Source organism: Pseudomonas helvetica, assembly GCF_039908645.1.
GTDB lineage: Bacteria > Pseudomonadota > Gammaproteobacteria > Pseudomonadales > Pseudomonadaceae > Aquipseudomonas > Aquipseudomonas helvetica.
On record NZ_CP150917.1, the window covers coordinates 3,296,038 to 3,311,820 of the forward strand.

The 15,783-nt window shown below is 54.3% G+C and carries 12 protein-coding genes and 3 pseudogenes; 6 read left to right on the top strand and 9 right to left on the bottom strand.

Translation table 11 applies throughout. The features are described from left to right. Positions 1-16: 16 nt before the first annotated feature. Entirely contained in the window at positions 17-2,515 is a 2,499-nt protein-coding gene (locus tag AABM55_RS15040) for a CoA transferase (protein WP_347926728.1), read from the bottom strand. A 281-nt stretch (positions 2,516-2,796) separates the two neighbouring features. Here AABM55_RS15040 and gcvA point away from each other — a divergent pair, with 281 nt between their 5' ends. From gcvA to AABM55_RS15065, 5 genes are all read left to right on the top strand, one after another. Then, a complete protein-coding gene (gcvA, locus tag AABM55_RS15045) occupies positions 2,797-3,696 on the top strand; it encodes a transcriptional regulator GcvA (protein WP_347926729.1) in 900 nt (299 codons plus the stop codon). A gap of 231 nt (positions 3,697-3,927) precedes the next feature. Then, positions 3,928-4,983, top strand: a complete 1,056-nt coding sequence (locus AABM55_RS15050) for an ABC transporter substrate-binding protein (protein ID WP_347926731.1) — start codon at positions 3,928-3,930, stop codon at positions 4,981-4,983. Positions 4,984-5,097: 114 nt separating this feature from the next. Then, entirely contained in the window at positions 5,098-6,180 is a 1,083-nt protein-coding gene (locus AABM55_RS15055) for an ABC transporter ATP-binding protein (RefSeq protein WP_347926733.1), read from the top strand. Positions 6,181-6,219: 39 nt separating this feature from the next. Then, complete coding sequence (locus AABM55_RS15060; RefSeq protein ID WP_347926735.1) at positions 6,220-7,494, top strand: ABC transporter permease; 1,275 nt, start codon at positions 6,220-6,222, stop codon at positions 7,492-7,494. A 5-nt stretch (positions 7,495-7,499) separates the two neighbouring features. After that, on the top strand, positions 7,500-8,348 hold the full coding sequence (locus tag AABM55_RS15065; protein WP_179053930.1) for an ABC transporter permease: 849 nt from the start codon (positions 7,500-7,502) through the stop codon (positions 8,346-8,348). Between the two features lie 154 nt (positions 8,349-8,502). On the opposite strand, the gene AABM55_RS15070 is transcribed toward AABM55_RS15065, so the two are convergent. The 4 genes and pseudogenes from AABM55_RS15070 to AABM55_RS15085 form a co-directional block, all read right to left on the bottom strand. Beyond that, positions 8,503-8,829, bottom strand: coding sequence for a histone-like nucleoid-structuring protein, MvaT/MvaU family (locus AABM55_RS15070; RefSeq protein WP_347930038.1), 327 nt, complete (start codon positions 8,827-8,829; stop codon positions 8,503-8,505). Positions 8,830-8,845: 16 nt separating this feature from the next. After that, a pseudogene (locus AABM55_RS15075) lies at positions 8,846-9,006 on the bottom strand (IS3 family transposase); the annotation flags it as partial. 292 nt (positions 9,007-9,298) lie between these two features. Beyond that, positions 9,299-9,664: a hypothetical protein gene (locus AABM55_RS15080; protein ID WP_146016089.1), complete on the bottom strand. Its 366-nt coding sequence runs from the start codon at positions 9,662-9,664 to the stop codon at positions 9,299-9,301. Between the two features lie 100 nt (positions 9,665-9,764). Continuing rightward, positions 9,765-10,397 carry a dTMP kinase gene (locus AABM55_RS15085; protein ID WP_347926737.1) on the bottom strand — a complete coding sequence of 211 codons (633 nt, stop codon included), beginning with the start codon at positions 10,395-10,397 and terminating at the stop codon, positions 9,765-9,767. Between the two features lie 309 nt (positions 10,398-10,706). Between AABM55_RS15085 and AABM55_RS15090 the strand changes: the two are divergent. After that, positions 10,707-11,084: pseudogene (locus tag AABM55_RS15090) on the top strand (dihydrodipicolinate synthase family protein); the annotation flags it as partial. A 126-nt stretch (positions 11,085-11,210) separates the two neighbouring features. On the opposite strand, the gene AABM55_RS15095 reads toward AABM55_RS15090, so the two are convergent. From AABM55_RS15095 to AABM55_RS15110, 4 genes and pseudogenes are all read right to left on the bottom strand, one after another. Then, positions 11,211-12,425, bottom strand: coding sequence for a sugar MFS transporter (locus tag AABM55_RS15095; protein WP_347926739.1), 1,215 nt, complete (start codon positions 12,423-12,425; stop codon positions 11,211-11,213). Between the two features lie 569 nt (positions 12,426-12,994). Continuing rightward, on the bottom strand, positions 12,995-13,903 hold the full coding sequence (locus tag AABM55_RS15100) for a carbohydrate kinase (RefSeq protein ID WP_347926741.1): 909 nt from the start codon (positions 13,901-13,903) through the stop codon (positions 12,995-12,997). A gap of 20 nt (positions 13,904-13,923) precedes the next feature. Next, positions 13,924-14,181 (bottom strand): annotated as a pseudogene (locus tag AABM55_RS15105) (helix-turn-helix domain-containing protein); the annotation flags it as partial. Between the two features lie 22 nt (positions 14,182-14,203). Next, on the bottom strand, positions 14,204-15,769 hold the full coding sequence (locus tag AABM55_RS15110) for a carbohydrate porin (protein WP_054597384.1): 1,566 nt from the start codon (positions 15,767-15,769) through the stop codon (positions 14,204-14,206). Positions 15,770-15,783 lie beyond the last annotated feature (14 nt).

Genomic DNA, 15,783 nt, shown 5'->3' on the forward strand with positions numbered 1-15,783 from the left:
ACCTCTGACGGGAATGTCAGCTGGGCAAATACTCTTGGCTCCAGCTGTCGCTGATAACGCTGCGGGTCATGAGAGCGTCAACTTCACTTTCGCTGTAACCGAGTTCACCCAAGACAGATCTGGTTGAAGCGCCAAATTTTTCTGCTGGTGAAAGGCTGCGGATCGCCGCATGGCGCGGGCGTATGGCAAAGGGATCGAGCTGAGTTACGCAGCGCCCACTCGGATGATCGGCATAGACACTGAACGAGTAGCTCCCGTTGTCAGTGCCCGGGTAGTTGTCAGCAGGTCGGCTGTAGCGATTGCGGAGATTGTCGATGTTATCCGGGACAGCAGCGGCGACTCCGGCTTCCTGCAAACGGCGTTGCCAGGTTTCTCCCGCCACCTTGGCCAGAGCTGCACTGAGGAAAGCCACGTGGTCACCTGCCGCAGACAGGCCGTTCAAGCCTTGAACTGCATCCAGTCTGCCCAGATCCGCTGAATCTGCATCGAGGTATAGCCAACCGTCAGCCGTTCGATAGAAACGCGACAGATCGCTATAACCCAACACCTCACGACCCGCCGGCTCATCAAAAGGTGCGCGCCCCGAGTAGTCGTAACAGAAAGGAACTTGAACCAGGTTGCCCAAGGCAGCCAGTGACGTCCGAGCTCGGCTGACCTTGCCAGTTCTGGACTTTTGATACAACGCTGTGGCCACGCCAAGCGCAGCAGCGAAACCGCACATCACATCAATGGTGCCAACATGAGCATGTTCTTCCGGGGTCTGCATACCGCCACCAAACCGCAGCATGATGCCGGTCGTGGCCTGGATGAGATCGTCGTAACCCAAGTAGTCAGTTCTAGGGCCACGGCGCGGGCCACCGAAGCAGTCCAACTGGCAGAAAATCACCTCAGGATTCACCTCCTTCAGGCTGGCTTCATCTAACCCTAAAGGCGCCAGTTGGCGATCAGGCGCATTCATGACAATGACATCCACTGACTTCACCAACCTATCGAATACCTCACGCCCCTCCTCTTGATTGAGGTCGACCAACACGCTTTGCTTACCGCGCGCCGAAGACATACCGAATACCACGGTGTTCCATGGATCGTAATTTGGCTTGGTGGGGTCAAGCTTGATGACATCCGCACCGAATCGCCCGAGGAATGAGGTCGAGTGCGGGCCGGCAATCACGTTGGTCAGGTCGAGGATACGAACACCGTCCAGCCATCCTTTTGAACATGGCTGATTTACGGCTGGCAACTCCTCGCGAGTGCCTTCACTCAAGGTGGCCAATGCCTCCTCGATACTGACTTCTCGTCGTGAGAGCGGAGACAACATCAACTCTGCACTGTCTTCCAGCCAGGCTATAGCACCAGGCTGTTTCATCAGCCCATATTGATGATCAGTGACGTCAACCACTAGACCTGCAGTGTTTGCATGCTCATCGTGCAACCACTCTTGAGTTGAACGATGAGGAGCGCCAGGAAACTGCCCTTCACCGAAGATTTTTTCCCATTGCGCAGCCGTCTTGGTCAGGAAGACTTCCTTCATGCGCGCCGAGATAACCTTGGCCCAATGAGCTGGTAGTGGATAAACACCGAGTGAGGCATCACCTTCCCATTGTGCAAATGGCAGGTAGGGATCTTCAACTTTGGGAAGGCCTGCAGCGAGCATTTCCTCGTACAAACCCATTGCCTGTAGGCAGCGTTTGGCATGCGAGCGATGGGAAGGGCAAACTGCGTAGAATTTGCGTCCGTCAGCACATTCATAGGTACGGTAGAAGGGGTCGAGGTACTCCTGCAAATCCTCATAACTGAGGTTCATCGGCAGGTTCTCGGCTCGCCTACGCTCAATCTCTTTTTCACGCAAGGTTTTGTAGCGCGCTGGATAGCCGTCGATCTTGATTGAGTTGTAAGAAAGTCCCTCCATGACCGCCGAAGCGAGCGGCACTTCAATCTCATCACCCATGCCAGTGCGTTGTCTGGATTGCAATGCCAGCACCACAGCCGAGACGGCGAGCATAGTGCCGTAAGCGGATGCGAGTGGCAGTGGAGAAAAGCTCGGGTTAATGCCCATCAATACCCGATTTTGCCCCATATCAGTGAAAACCCCTGAGGCTGAAGCGATAATTGCCTCAGTGGCACGCCATTGGCTTCGGAGTTCATCATTGGTTGCAAAACCTGGAATGGACAAGGTGATCAGTTGCGGGTGTTCACGACGCAACTCGGAAAAATCCAGCCCCAGTTTTTTCATCACGCCAGGACGGAAGTTCTCAATCACGATGTCGGCTTTGGCGATCATCTGCCTGGCGTGGTGCAAACCCTCAGGGGACTTCAAGTCCAAGCGTAAGCACTGCTTGTTTCGGTTGAGGACGGCATTCGCCGGGCTATCCCAGAGCGGGCCAGCGGGTGGATCAATATGAATGACCGTGGCCCCGAGATCACCCAGTATCATCGCGACAGCGGGGCCGGCAATGTATTGGCCAAAATCGATAACGTTCACACCGCAAAGGGGTAGCTGACTGAGGTTTGTCATGTTTCACCCATTATTTTTATTGTCCTGCTTCTTCGAGCTTTCACGCAGGGTTTAGGTTTTCAGAAGCCGTCTGCAGAGGCTCAAAGCGTTTCAGGCTTGGCCCATTGAGTGGCGATCTGGGAGTTACTTTCGAGAAAAGTTGGGGACTGCGAAAGCAATAAAAAAAAACCCTATGGGTTCATTTTTTTTATGCGATAGGAGTAGGATTTATGGATGACCGCTACAAGACGTACGCTGGCTCGCCCCACAGCCAGGCACTTTTCCTCAGAGAATTTTGAGCCATGAAGAAGCGACTACCTCCGCTCAACTGGTTGCGCGCGTTCGAGTCAGCCGCTCGTCACCTAAGCTTTACGGAGGCGGCTGTAGAACTGAGTCTCACTCAGGCAGCCGTCAGCCAGCAGATCAAAGCGCTGGAATCGCAGCTCGGCGCAGCTCTGTTTAAGCGTCTACCTAGAGGTTTGGAACTGACGGAACCTGGCTTAGCCTTTCTACCCGTCGTCCATGAATCGGTGGAGCGTCTTGCAGCGGCGACCGATGAAATATTTGGTCAAGGGCACCGGAAGGTACTCACAGTGCGCAGCAGTCTGGTTTTCTTTACTCACTGGCTGGCGGGTCGCCTGCCGCGATTTCGTGAGCAGCATCCAGATGTCAATTTGCGTATCACCAGCAACATCTGGATGGGCGAAACCGATCTCGAATCCGATCTGGAAATTCGCTATGGCAGCGGAAAATGGACTGGCCTGAAGAGTGAACGGCTGACCTGGGATTTGCTTTTCCCTGTGTGCGCCCCTGGTTTGCCCACAACGCAAAAGCCCTTGAAAACCCCAAGAGACCTTCGTCACCACGAACTTCTGCATGTCTTGGGTTATGAGGAGGGATGGGGCTATTGGTTGAAAAAGGCCAAGGCCGACGACGTTGACTCATCTCAAGGACTGCAGTTCGACACGCTTATTTCCGCACTGAAAATGGCGGAGTTGGGTCAAGGCGTTGCCTTGGCGCGATCATCGCTTGTCGAGCAGTATCTTGAATCAGGACAACTCATCGCCCCTTTAACTGCAAAATTCAAAACCTCAGAAGCGTTTTATTTAGTGTATTCCCCGCACAAAATCGTCAATCCCCAAGCAGCAGCTTTCGCAAGTTGGCTGATGGAAGAAGCGTCCGCCGCGCGTAGCGAAGAATGAGGAAGTGATTTTGAATCCCTGAATGCCTGAACGCCCTTCACTTTACCCATCAATAGATAATTTTTGTGCGCCCATAAAAAAAATCGCCCCATTGGGCTTTTTTTTATTGCTTTTACCTTCGGATTTTTTTGCCGAGAGTAAAGCCCTGATCGTCTCTTCGGTTGCTCACGCACCCCCGTGCAAAGAGCTCGTGACGGTTTCCCACAAAAATAAAAACGAGGGGTCTCACGCATGAAAAGCGCAACGTTTCTTTTGCTATCCGGCATCGTGTCCTGCAGCGCTTACGCAGAAAACACTCTCACGGTTGTGTCCTACGGCGGCAACCTGACTAATGCCCAGATCCAAGCCGCACACAAACCCTTCACTGCCGCCACAGGTACCCGGGTGATTTCGGAGGACTATTCCGGGGGCATCGCGCAAATCAAGACTCAGGTAGACAGCAAAAAGGTCACTTGGGACGTAGTCGATGCTGAAATACCGAACGTCATTCGTGCCTGTAACAACGGCCTGCTCGAACGAATTGACCCCGCCACCCTGGCTCCTGCACCGGATGGAACACCTGCTGCAAAAGATTTTCTGCCAGGGGCCCTGACGGAATGCGGCGTGGCGAGCTATGTCTGGTCGACAGTCATGGCCTACAACACCAAAGCCTTCAAGGGCGAGCAGCCCCATACCCTGAAAGACTTTTTCGATACCAAGCGCTTCCCAGGCAAACGAGCACTGCGTAAAGCACCTCAAGTCAATCTTGAATGGGCGCTCATGGCCGACGGCGTGCCCCGTGAAAAGGTGTACGAAATGCTGGGGACTGAAGATGGCCTGGATCGAGCTTTTGCCAAGCTCGACACAATCAAAAAGGACACCATCTGGTGGGAAGCCGGGGCACAAGCGCCGCAACTGCTAGCCGATGGCGAGGTCAGCATGATCTCAGCTTATAGCGGGCGTATCGTGATTGCGCAGCAGAAAGAGCAGCAGCCGTTCAAAATCGTGTGGGATGGTCAGATGTATGACATGGAGGCTTGGGTAGTCCCTGCCGGCAATCCGAAAAAAGATCAGGCGATGGATTTTTTGAAGTTTGCCACTCAAAGCTCGGTACTGGCTGACCAAAGTAACTATATCGCCTATGGCCCTACACGACTCTCCGCGCAAGCCTTGGTAGACCCAAAGGTCAAACCCAACTTGCCTACTAGCCCTGAAAACTTTGCCAGCGCACTCCAGGTGGACTCCCAGTGGTGGGGAGACCATGCAGACGAATTGAATGAGCGCTTCAACGCTTGGCTGTCCAAGTAACCAAAAACTCAACCACAACCTTGCCGCAGCACACCTGACACACCCCCTTTGGCGGGCCCGGGCGACTTTTCGTGCCCGGCTCCTCTACAGCACCAATAACAAGAGATATCTCCCATGCGTACTGAATCATTCGTTAGCTTTCGAAATGTGCAGAAGAGTTATGACGGCGAACATCTGGTCGTCAAAAACTTCAACCTCGAAATCGAACAGGGTGAGTTCGTCACCATGCTTGGCCCTTCGGGTTCCGGCAAGACGACATGTTTGATGATGTTGGCAGGGTTCGAGACCGTGACTCATGGGCAAATTTGCATTGATGAAAAGCCGGTAAATGATATAGCTCCGCAAAAGCGCGGTATCGGCATGGTGTTTCAGAACTATGCCCTTTTCCCTCACATGACCATTGAAGAAAACCTCGCCTTCCCACTGAGAGTGCGCAAATTGTCCCGGCAAGACATCGAAGACCGGGTGCGTCTATCACTTGACCTGGTGGCCTTGGGACAATTCGCAAAGCGAATGCCGGCTCAGCTGTCTGGCGGTCAGAAACAGCGTGTTGCACTGGCCCGCGCATTAATCTTCGAGCCACGTTTGGTGCTGATGGATGAACCGCTTGGAGCGCTGGACAAACAGCTTCGTGAACAGATGCAATATGAAATCAAGCGTCTGTCAAAACAGCTCGGCATCACAGTTGTGTACGTTACTCACGATCAGACTGAAGCCCTTACGATGTCGGATCGCATCGCAGTCTTTAACGATGGAATTGTCCAGCAACTGGCCAATCCGTCCGACCTTTACGAAAAACCGCAGACCGCATTTGTCGCGAGTTTCATCGGCGAGAACAACCGGCTGATGGGGCAGATTATCGAGCGCCAGGAACGTTACTGCCAGGTGCGTGTTGGTGAGCACCTCGTCAAGGCGCTGGCCGTCAATATCCACCCTGTCAGCTCGACCACCACACTGTCGATTCGTCCTGAGCGCGTGCAGATTGGCGCACGTCCAGGTGAGTACGACAACCATATGCCGGCCCGCATTGAGGAGATCATTTATCACGGTGATCACTTGCGAGCGCGCTTGAAACTGGCAGGCAACGACGAGTTCATCGTCAAGATGGTCAACACCGCAGGACACGCTGCTCCCCAAGCCGGTACTTGCATTGATGTGGGTTGGTCAGCCGACGACTGTCGGGCGCTTGACGCCTGAGGCCCTACAACGACTTTACTGTTTTGCCGGAGCACCCAGATGAGCAACTCATATACCGTCAGCCCCATGCTAGAGACAGTCAGCGAAACCCTACCTCAAGGAGATCTGAAGTCCAGCCTTGACCGGGCAGAACGTCTAAACAAGACCAAATCACTGCTATTGGTCGTCCCATTGCTGGCATTCATTACGGTATTTTTCTTGCTGCCTATCGGCGCGATGTTGCTGCGCAGCATTCAAAACCCGACCCTTTCCACGGCGATGCCACAGACCGCAGCCGCATTAGCCAACTGGGAGGGCACAGCCTTGCCAGACGAGCAGTTGTTCGCCACCGTGGGTCATGAAATCCTCGCCCTGCAAGAGGCCCGACAATTGGACAGTGTCGGCTCCGATCTCAATAGGGTGATGGGTGACGCCAAGAGCCTGATGGCCCGCACTGCACGTGGCCTAGCCAGCAAGGTCGTCGTGCCAGGTGCGTTTAACACCACAATGACCGGCATCGACAAGCGCTGGGGGCAGATCGGCACCTGGACGCAGTTGAAGAAAATGGCGCCAGCCTACTCCGCAACTAACTATCTCGCGGCCTTGGACTTACGTTATGACGACCAAGGTAAGGTCGTTCAACAACCTGAGAGCCGACGCATCTACGTCAGCATTCTGATCAAGACCTTGATGGTTGCACTGGGTATCACGGCGCTGTGCATGATCCTGGGTTACCCGCTGGCCTACATGCTCGCCACCCTTCCAGCAAAAACCAGCAACCTGTTGATGGTCATGGTGCTGTTGCCGTTCTGGACATCACTTCTGGTACGCACCAGCGCCTGGATGGTGATCTTGCAATCCAACGGTGTGCTGAACAGCACGTTGAACAGCATGGGATTGATCAACCAGCCACTCGAACTCATGTACAACATGTTCGGAACGGTCATTGCTATGACCCACATTCTTCTGCCTTTCATGGTGCTGCCGATGTTCAGCGTCATGAAAAGCATCGACACAACCTATACCCGTGCAGCGCACTCCATGGGCGCCAGTTCGTTCCGCACTTTTGTGCAGATCTATTTTCCCTTGTCTCTGCCTGGATTGAGCGCTGGAGGCATCCTGGTGTTCATTCTGGCGACGGGGTACTACATCACTCCGGCGTTGGTGGGTGGGCGTACCGGACAAGTCATCAGCAATTTCATTGCTTACCACATGCAGACCTCCCTGAACTGGGGACTGGCCGCCGCCATCGCGTCCATCCTCCTGATGATTGTCCTGGTGCTGTACTGGATTTATGACCGGGTCGTGGGCATCAACAATATGAAATTGGGGTAATCGAAATGAGTCTTCCAAGCTATACCAGCCCGATGGGCAGAGTCTGGTTCTTCAGCGTTCGAAGCTTTGCGGTATTGGTGCTGTTGTTTCTGATTTTGCCAATTTTGGTAGTGGTGCCTTTGTCATTTAACGTCGAGCCCTACTTCAGCTTTACCAGCGGCATGCTCAGCCTTGATCCAGCGGCCTTTTCAATGCGTTGGTACCACATGCTTCTCGAGGATCCACTGTGGGTGCTGTCGTTCAAAAACAGTCTGCTGATCGCCTTCTGCGCAACGGTGATTTCAACGGCACTCGGGACGTTGGCAGCACTCGGTTTGTGCCGCGCTAATCTGCCGTGCAAGGGACTGCTGATGGGCACCCTGATTTCGCCGATGATCGTACCGGTGATCATCTCTTCTGCCGGCATGTACTTTTTCTACAGCGCACTGGGCATCGGGCAAAACCACCTTGGCATCATTCTGGGCCATGCGGTACTCGGTACGCCATTCGTCATCATCACAGTGACGGCGACATTAGTTGGTTTCGACCACTCGTTGACCAGAGCAGCGACAAGCCTCGGAGCTTCTTCCACCTATACATTTTTCCGCGTGACCTTCCCAATTATTCGTCCAGGGATCATGTCCGGCGCGCTCTTTGCGATGGTGACCTCATTCGATGAGGCGGTGCTGGTGCAATTTCTTGGCGGGGTTGAGCAACGCACCATACCGCGCCAGATGTGGTCAGGCATGCGCGAACAGATCAGCCCAACCATCCTGGCGGCGGCCACGTTACTGATTCTCGGCTCGGTGGCATTGCTGGTCGCTGTTGAACTCATGCGTCGACGCTCGTTGCGCTTACGAGGCATAAAAGAATGAATACCCCTAAGTCCTGAGGCACGAGACACTCCGATCACGAGTAAGGTAAGTGGATGCAACACTCAGGCTTAAACCGCAACATTGATCGACGAAGAACTTCGACGACGCATCCCATAAAAAGGCCCTCACGGGCCTTTTTGTACTCAAACCAAAATCACTCGGTTAGCCAGGACTCAACGGTCGCGGAGCCGTGTTCCGCTTTCCATTCCTTCAGCGTTTTGTGATTGCCGCCTTTGGTCTCAACGACTTCGCCGGTGTGCGGGTTTTTGTAGACCTTCACTTCGCGTGGCTTACGGCTGCCGACTTTGGACTCAACGGCTGGAGCACGGCGACCGGCTTGTGGATCAAGCAGTTTGATCACATCTTTCAGGCTGTAGCCGTACTCACCAAGCAAATGGCGCAGTTTGCTCTCAAACTCCATTTCCTTCTTAAGGCCGGAATCACTTTTCATCGACTCAAGCTCTGCGAGCTGGGCGGCCAGTTGTTGTTTGTAGTGGTCAACTAATCCCGGACACGACGTTAAGTTTTTTCTCGGCCTGAGCTGGCGCCAGCCCACCGTTGAATTGATGGGGCAGAATCCCATCAGGTAATGGCTGATGTCTCGGTGCGCTTCTTGAGCCGTCATGTAGCCCACCCGAGTGAGCCATTGCCCTTGAAGCCGGATGGGTTCATGACGAGACGAATCGGGGCAGCAACGCGGCACGCCAAAACTTCGGCCTCTACGGGATGTAAAGCAGTCTGATATTGCTGTTACGACGCGTTCTGGAGGAGCTGGGATCTGGACTGAGCGGGAATGATGAGCTGTTGCTGGCGCGATGTAGAGTTGCCATTAATGCGATGAGGCCTGCAATCTGTTGGCGTGCTGGCGACCCAATCACGACGTGGCGAGGAGATTGGGCGCGTCCAGTGAGGCAGCTTTGAACACAACGTTGCTACCTCACTTCGATGGATTACAACCCGATGTCTTCGCTGAAGAGTTCGCCACGAAGTTGTAAGTCCAGATTGCAGCCCGGGGTAGCCTCCGCGGCCCTGCAGATATCCTGATTATCGCTTCCCGACAGGTACATGTTTGCCAGCGTGAATGTAGCATCTGCCTTCAGAAGCTTTGCCAGCCGTCTCAGTTCGTAATCGTGGCCGGACTCAATACCGTACCGGAATGGAATCAATTTCTCGCGAATGGCCTTCCCGTTCAACGGGCTGCCCAGGCAGGCTTGCTCGAATTCATCGCCGAACTGGAGCGCTGCGTGTAGCGAATCGCGCGCCATCTCAGGCGAGTCCAGTCGGCTTTCGATGAGGTTGGCAATCATATTGTTCACAGCGAAGTCCATCTTTCCAATGTGCGGTCCGTGATACTACCGGACAAAGGGAGCCAACTCATCTCCGCGCAACGGCTATCTCAACCGCATCAAGACCGGTTCAGCGAACTTCGTCTGCGGGGCATCGAAGGACTCTATAGATCTCAGAAATCACCTGCATCGTTGCGTCTTCGATCGTTCCTTCATTACGGCATAAAACCCAGCCGTGATCTGCAATCGCTCGCTCGAACGCCTTGGTACAAGCGACATGTTCTTCCAGCTTATGGATCACCGTACTGCTTAGCCCACGCGATCGGGCCGCTGCCCTCGCCCATGAAATATCAGGGGCGGTGACAACCCCGACATGCAGGTCTGGCACTCGCACGTTTCGATCAATGTTCAACTGTAGAATCTCTGCAAACGGGATTATCCGGCGAAACGCGGCATCAGACGGGTACCAGCGATCAATCAAGATGATGCTGCCTGGTGGCTGTTTAGCCAATACGTGCTGGGAAATCCAGGTACGGCTATCAGCAAAGCGCTCACAAACCCTCAACTCCAAATCCCGGGTGGGATTTCTGACGAGTTTGTTAACGAGGGTCATTATTTCCCCCCTATAGGGATCGCTTTTTTTCTCGCAAAGTCGGATAACCTTTTTATTGTCTGCCCTCAGTACTTTCGTAACGGCTTCCAACAGTGTGGTTTTACCGGTTCCCTTGGGCCCATCTAGAGAAACAAACAGCGCACGATTCATTCTTCACATAACGATTGATTTACGGTTTTTCTTGCCCGGTTCGTTCGCTGTAATCGCTTGGCGCGACTATGCGAATCGAGTGCATGTAGTGGTCTAATGATTCCGGACACCCATTTGGCTTGATTGCCAAGGCGCAAGGTTGCGTTGCACACGCCCTCAAATCGAAGAAACAGTCGCTCATGTGACCGGGGCGCGCTGTCCCGTCAGATGAGCTGACAGGACATTGAGCGCGACGGGCACCCTCCCCCTGCTTACCTCCTTCTACGCTTCTGACGGTGACTACATCGATCAACTTTCAGGAGTAAGTGTATGTCCTCGTTTCAAGGTATCCGGGTTCCACTCGTTACACCCTTTCAGAACGGCGCCATCGATTTCGTCGGGTTGCGGCGGCTGGTCATGGGCCTGGCCGGCAACAATCTGGCCGAGCTGCTGCAGTTCCACAATGAAATCCTCAAACGTCCCGTAGCGGGTTTGCTGGTGCCGCCACCGTATTACATCCGCCCTTCCCAGGCCGGCCTTGAAGCGTTTTTCAAAACTGTTGCCGATGCCTCCAGCGTCCCGATCATTCTTTACGACATCCCGTACCGCACCGGCGTGGCTTTCGAACAGGCGACCCTGCTCAACATCGTCGCCCATGAGCGCGTCGTCGCGATCAAGGACTGCGGCGGCAACCAATCCAATACCCTTTTGAGGGTTTGCCGCCATAGACGGCAAACCTCCAGACGAAATCCACCAAGACGTATCAGATTTCCCGGCACCGCGTGGTAATTGAAGTAACCCGTGACCACCCGGGTAGCTGCGCGCCAGGGAATGCTAGTGCTTCGGAACGCGGGCATACCAACCGTAAATTGCGATGCAGGCATAACAGGTCGCTGGCACGCTCAATGCCATCGCGAGTGTCGAGAGGTCGGCCGCATACCCTGTCAATGGCGGAATAAATGCCCCGCCAACAATGGCGCAACAAAACAGGCCCGAACCTTCTGCCGCGCGATGACCGAGCCCTGCGGTCGCAAGGGTAAAGATCGTCGGAAACATGATGGAGTTGAACAGCCCGACGGCCAGCAGCGACCATCCGGCAACAACGCCTTGTGTGGTGGCAGAGATCGTCAACAGCACAATGACTGCCGTGGCGGCAAAGGCCAGCAGTTTCCCAGGTGCGAAAGTGCGCATCAGCGCCGAGCCGATAAAGCGGCCAACCAGGGCGCCACCCCAATAGAAGGCAACATGCTTGCCCGCGGCTTCGGCGGGAAGGGCCAGGGTTGTCGGCAGCATGAGGTAGTCGGTAATGAGGCTGCCAATCGTGACTTCGGCGCCAACATAGAGAAATATGGAAGCGGTGCCGAGTGCAAAGCGCGGCTGCTTTAGAAGGTTGAGCGCAGCGAGTGGATTGAGACGCTCAGGTCTTGTTGACGGTTGCAGCTCATTTCTTTTCAGCCAGACGATCAAGGCGACCATGCAGATGAAGAGCGTAATGCTTGCATAGGTGTTGCTGATCACGCTGGCTTCCTGCGACAGGAAGGACGTCAGTTCTGCTGGCGACAATGCGGAGGTATCTACCGCATTGAGGGAGCCCAGGATCAGTATGGCACCCAGGTACGGCGCGACAGTGGTTCCCAGCGAATTGAACGCATGGCCGAGGGTGAGGCGACTAGGGGCCGTTGCGGCGGTTCCGAGCAGCGAAAGCAGCGGGTTCGCAACGACCTGAACGGTTGTCACGCCAATCGCAAGCACAAAGAGGGCGCCGAGGAAGGCTGGAAACAATGCGGACTGGGTGGCGGGAATGAAGAGCAGGCATCCACCAGCCATCAGCAGCAACCCGAGGACGGCCGCTCTCATGTAGCCGATTCGCGAAATGAGCAGGCCTGCGGGTATGGCGAAAATGAAATAGGCAAAAAAGAATGACGACTGCACAAGCATGGCCTCGGTATAGCTGAGGCTGAAGAGGTGCTTGAGTTTTGGCACCAGGACATCGTTAAGGCTGGTGATGCTGCCGAGGATGAAAAACAGCGCGAACACGTAGGTGCTCATCCGTTGGGCGTGGGGTGTTGCCGAACTGTTGGAGACAGTCGCGCTAGCACTAGCGTTCGTCATCACGGGCTTCCTCTTTCTTGTGATTGTCACTTTCAAGGAAAGCTCTATCGAGCCTCAGTCACCTTGACAGTGAGACAGCGCTATCTTTTTGCGGTGAAGTACTCGCCAAAGGAGGGGGCGCTGCCATCTAATTTTTTGTCTGTAGCCGTTACCACTCACCCAAAGTCCGGGGCCAGTCGTTAGGGGGCGCTACCTTAGTGTCTGACTTTTCGTTTGGCAAGCCGCTGGATCTTTTGGGGGTTATGCCGAGATGAGGGGTAAACTTGCTCATTTGGTCTGCAGGCAACTATTTGTCGGGATTGAAAATTCCGGGGACAACGCAATAGGCGTCCGCGGATTGGCCGAGGTGGCCAGCCATTTAGGAGGAATTGAGGTGGTTTGCACGCAAGCCTTTATAGAACAACGCTTGCGACGCGAATGTCCAGATTTTTGCCTTATCACGGCATGCTCTTTGCTCCCCTCAATTCAAAGCCAATACTGAAGTAGCACTCAACGATCAAGCTATGTCAGATATCTATTAGCAACTTCAGCAAACCTTCCACATCCGCTAGCGCAGGAGCATGTGCTCCAGCATGGCGGCAAGATATGGATGCGCAAGCCGCTGAAAATCGCAGGCGCTCTCTCAAGTCTGCGATCCCCAGCAACTCCGCAGCCAGCCAACCAGCCATACAAGCGTCTCCTGCACCAACCGTGTCTTCCACTTTCACGGCAATAGCCGGCTGATCGAGTTGGCTGTCCGGGGTGTGGAGAATCATCCCGTGTTCCCCTCGGGTAAACAATATCTGTGCCTGAGGATTAAGAGCGCGAAGTTCATCCATTGCCTGGTGTTCGGTCAGCCCTGGATAAATGTGCCGAAGGTCTTCGTCGGAAAGCTTAATCATGTCAGCAAGGGTGGTCATCGTAGGGAAGGTCTGCTCCCGATAATGACTATCCATTAAATTGCGCCAGTTCGGATCATAGCTAATCCGTTTACCGGCTTCTTTGGCCTGCTGAGCAATTTTAACCAGCCTGTCTGCGAGTGGCTGTCGAGCTAAACTGATGCAGCTGAAATGACACAGCTCTGCTTTGTTGATCCATCCTTCGGGCATCAGATCTGGGTCAAAAAACAGATCGGCATCTCCAGCAAAAAAGTATCTTGGAGGACGGCTCGATGGAACGATGGCGACCAAAGGATCTCGATCTACTCGTTGGATAAAGCTCATATCTAACGCTGCCGCTTCCGACTGCGCAACTATCTCGTCACCCAGTGAATCTATGCTCACCGCCCCAGCAAAAGCGCTGCTAACACCCAAGCGGCTTAACGCTCGTGCAACGTTCCAGGGAGCACCACCTGGATAGCCCTTCCACTGTCCAGGAGGGCCTTGGACAAGGTCGGTCAGGGCTTCGCCAAATACTACCGCGCGAGGCAATACCATCGTCATTTCCTCAATTTTTGTCATAGGGATAACAGCTGGCTGATCAGCTTCGACCGGTAATCACTCAATGCGCATTGGTGAAAGGCCGGGATCGATGAGTACCGTTTCGATTGAATAATCGTCATCGCTGTTCCGCGACGATATTTGATCGGTGTCTGTTCTTTTTCGATGCGAAAGTATCTGTTGAAGTTAGGGAGATTTTCATAGCCAACCTCAAAGCAGATGTCTGCAACCGACATCTCTGTTTGCAACAACAGCCTGCAGGCGCGCTGAAGGCGTGTTGGCCGGCGCGTTCAAATATTAAAACCAGGTTTCCATTTGTATACCGTATTGCCATATACCTCCGGCGTTGAAGTCCGTCTTGCCGAAGGAGTCTGAGGTACTGTATCTGTCCAGATCGGAAGACCAATTCATGTAGCTTGCGAACACTCGCAATTCGGGACGTGTGAGAAGGTCTCCAACGTCCAGTTTGAATGTCGGGGCGACCGTGAATTTCCAGAAGTTACCGTCGACCGCATTACGTTGTAGATAGCCCTTGGGGTCGAGGTTCATGGTTTGCCAGCTCATTTCGTAGGCCATCTCGAAGTTGCTGTTGATTGTGTTAGCCAATCGCACGTTCAGGGTCAGCCAGCGGTAGTCGTCACCCTTGACGTATCTATCCTTGCTCTGTTCGGCCAGCAAGCTGGGCCCGATACGCCAGTCAGGCGCAAGGGGTGTCTCGCCGTAAAGTGCCAGACGCAGAGCGCGGGCATCGTCAATCAGTTCACCATCCGAGCCGACGTTCTTGACCTCTGCTCCCAGACCTTGCCCATAGAGCAGCGCCGTTTTGAAGAAGCCTTCTCTGCCGAAAAAGTTTTTCTGGTGATTGGCCAGCATGCTGTGCAAGCCGGATTCCGCAGGCGTCAGACCTGCTTTATTGGTGCGGGTACCGAAATCGTTTTTCTTTGCGCCGATGCCATTGAACATCCACTGCCACTGACCATCCTCGAAGAACTGGTTGGAGGTCAGGATGTAGCTCGCCACATCGGCATTAATACCCCCTTGACTGAAATCCCCGTAGCTACGCCCAATCAAGGAGTAATTCGAACGCCAATTCTTGTTCATCTGCATATCGTAGATTCCACCGCCGGTACCGGCCAGGTAGACGACGTCCGAGTCCAGCCAGTGGATATCGAAGTTATCCCGATCAAATCGCTTACCTGCCCACAGGGTGGCGTTCTCGAACACTGGATTGCCCTTGAACGCAGCGACATGGTCGAGCGCTGTGAATACCTGGCGCACGTTCAGTTTGCTTTCGTCGGCCGTCCAGTCATTGGAGCTTTCCACACCGTCGGCGATGGAGACCGTGAATTTGGAACGGGTGCCATTTTGCGCATAGATTTCTTTCGACAGGTCTATACGCATGTAGGTGTCGTCTTCGTTACCGAGTCGCCCGACTGCACCACCAACCGATCCGGCCGGAGTTGTATAAGGGCCGCCACGGCCACCACCAAGCCCCTCGTCGATCAGCAATCCAGAGCGGGCATAGCCGTTGAAGCTGAACCCATCAGTGAGGTTTGAAGTGCTGGCCTGTTTTTCCATGCTTTCCTGGCGGGCTTCGAGTTTTGCCAGTCGGGTGTCCAGAACGGGATTTGTTGCCTGGGATGCAGTGGATGCTGCGGGCTGCAAAGCGGGAGTGGTGAGTTTGATCTGCTGCAATTCCCTCGCAAGTGCCTGGGTTTGCTGCTCGGCTGCGGCCGCACGCTTTTCCGCTGCGCTGGCACGGGCTTCAAACGCGGCCATGCGTTCTTCCAGAGTAGCGGCCTGAGAGGTCGCCGCCGAGGTGCTGAGCACGCCTGCGAGTAGCCATCTTGATGCTTTCTGCATGTGGATTTCCCTGT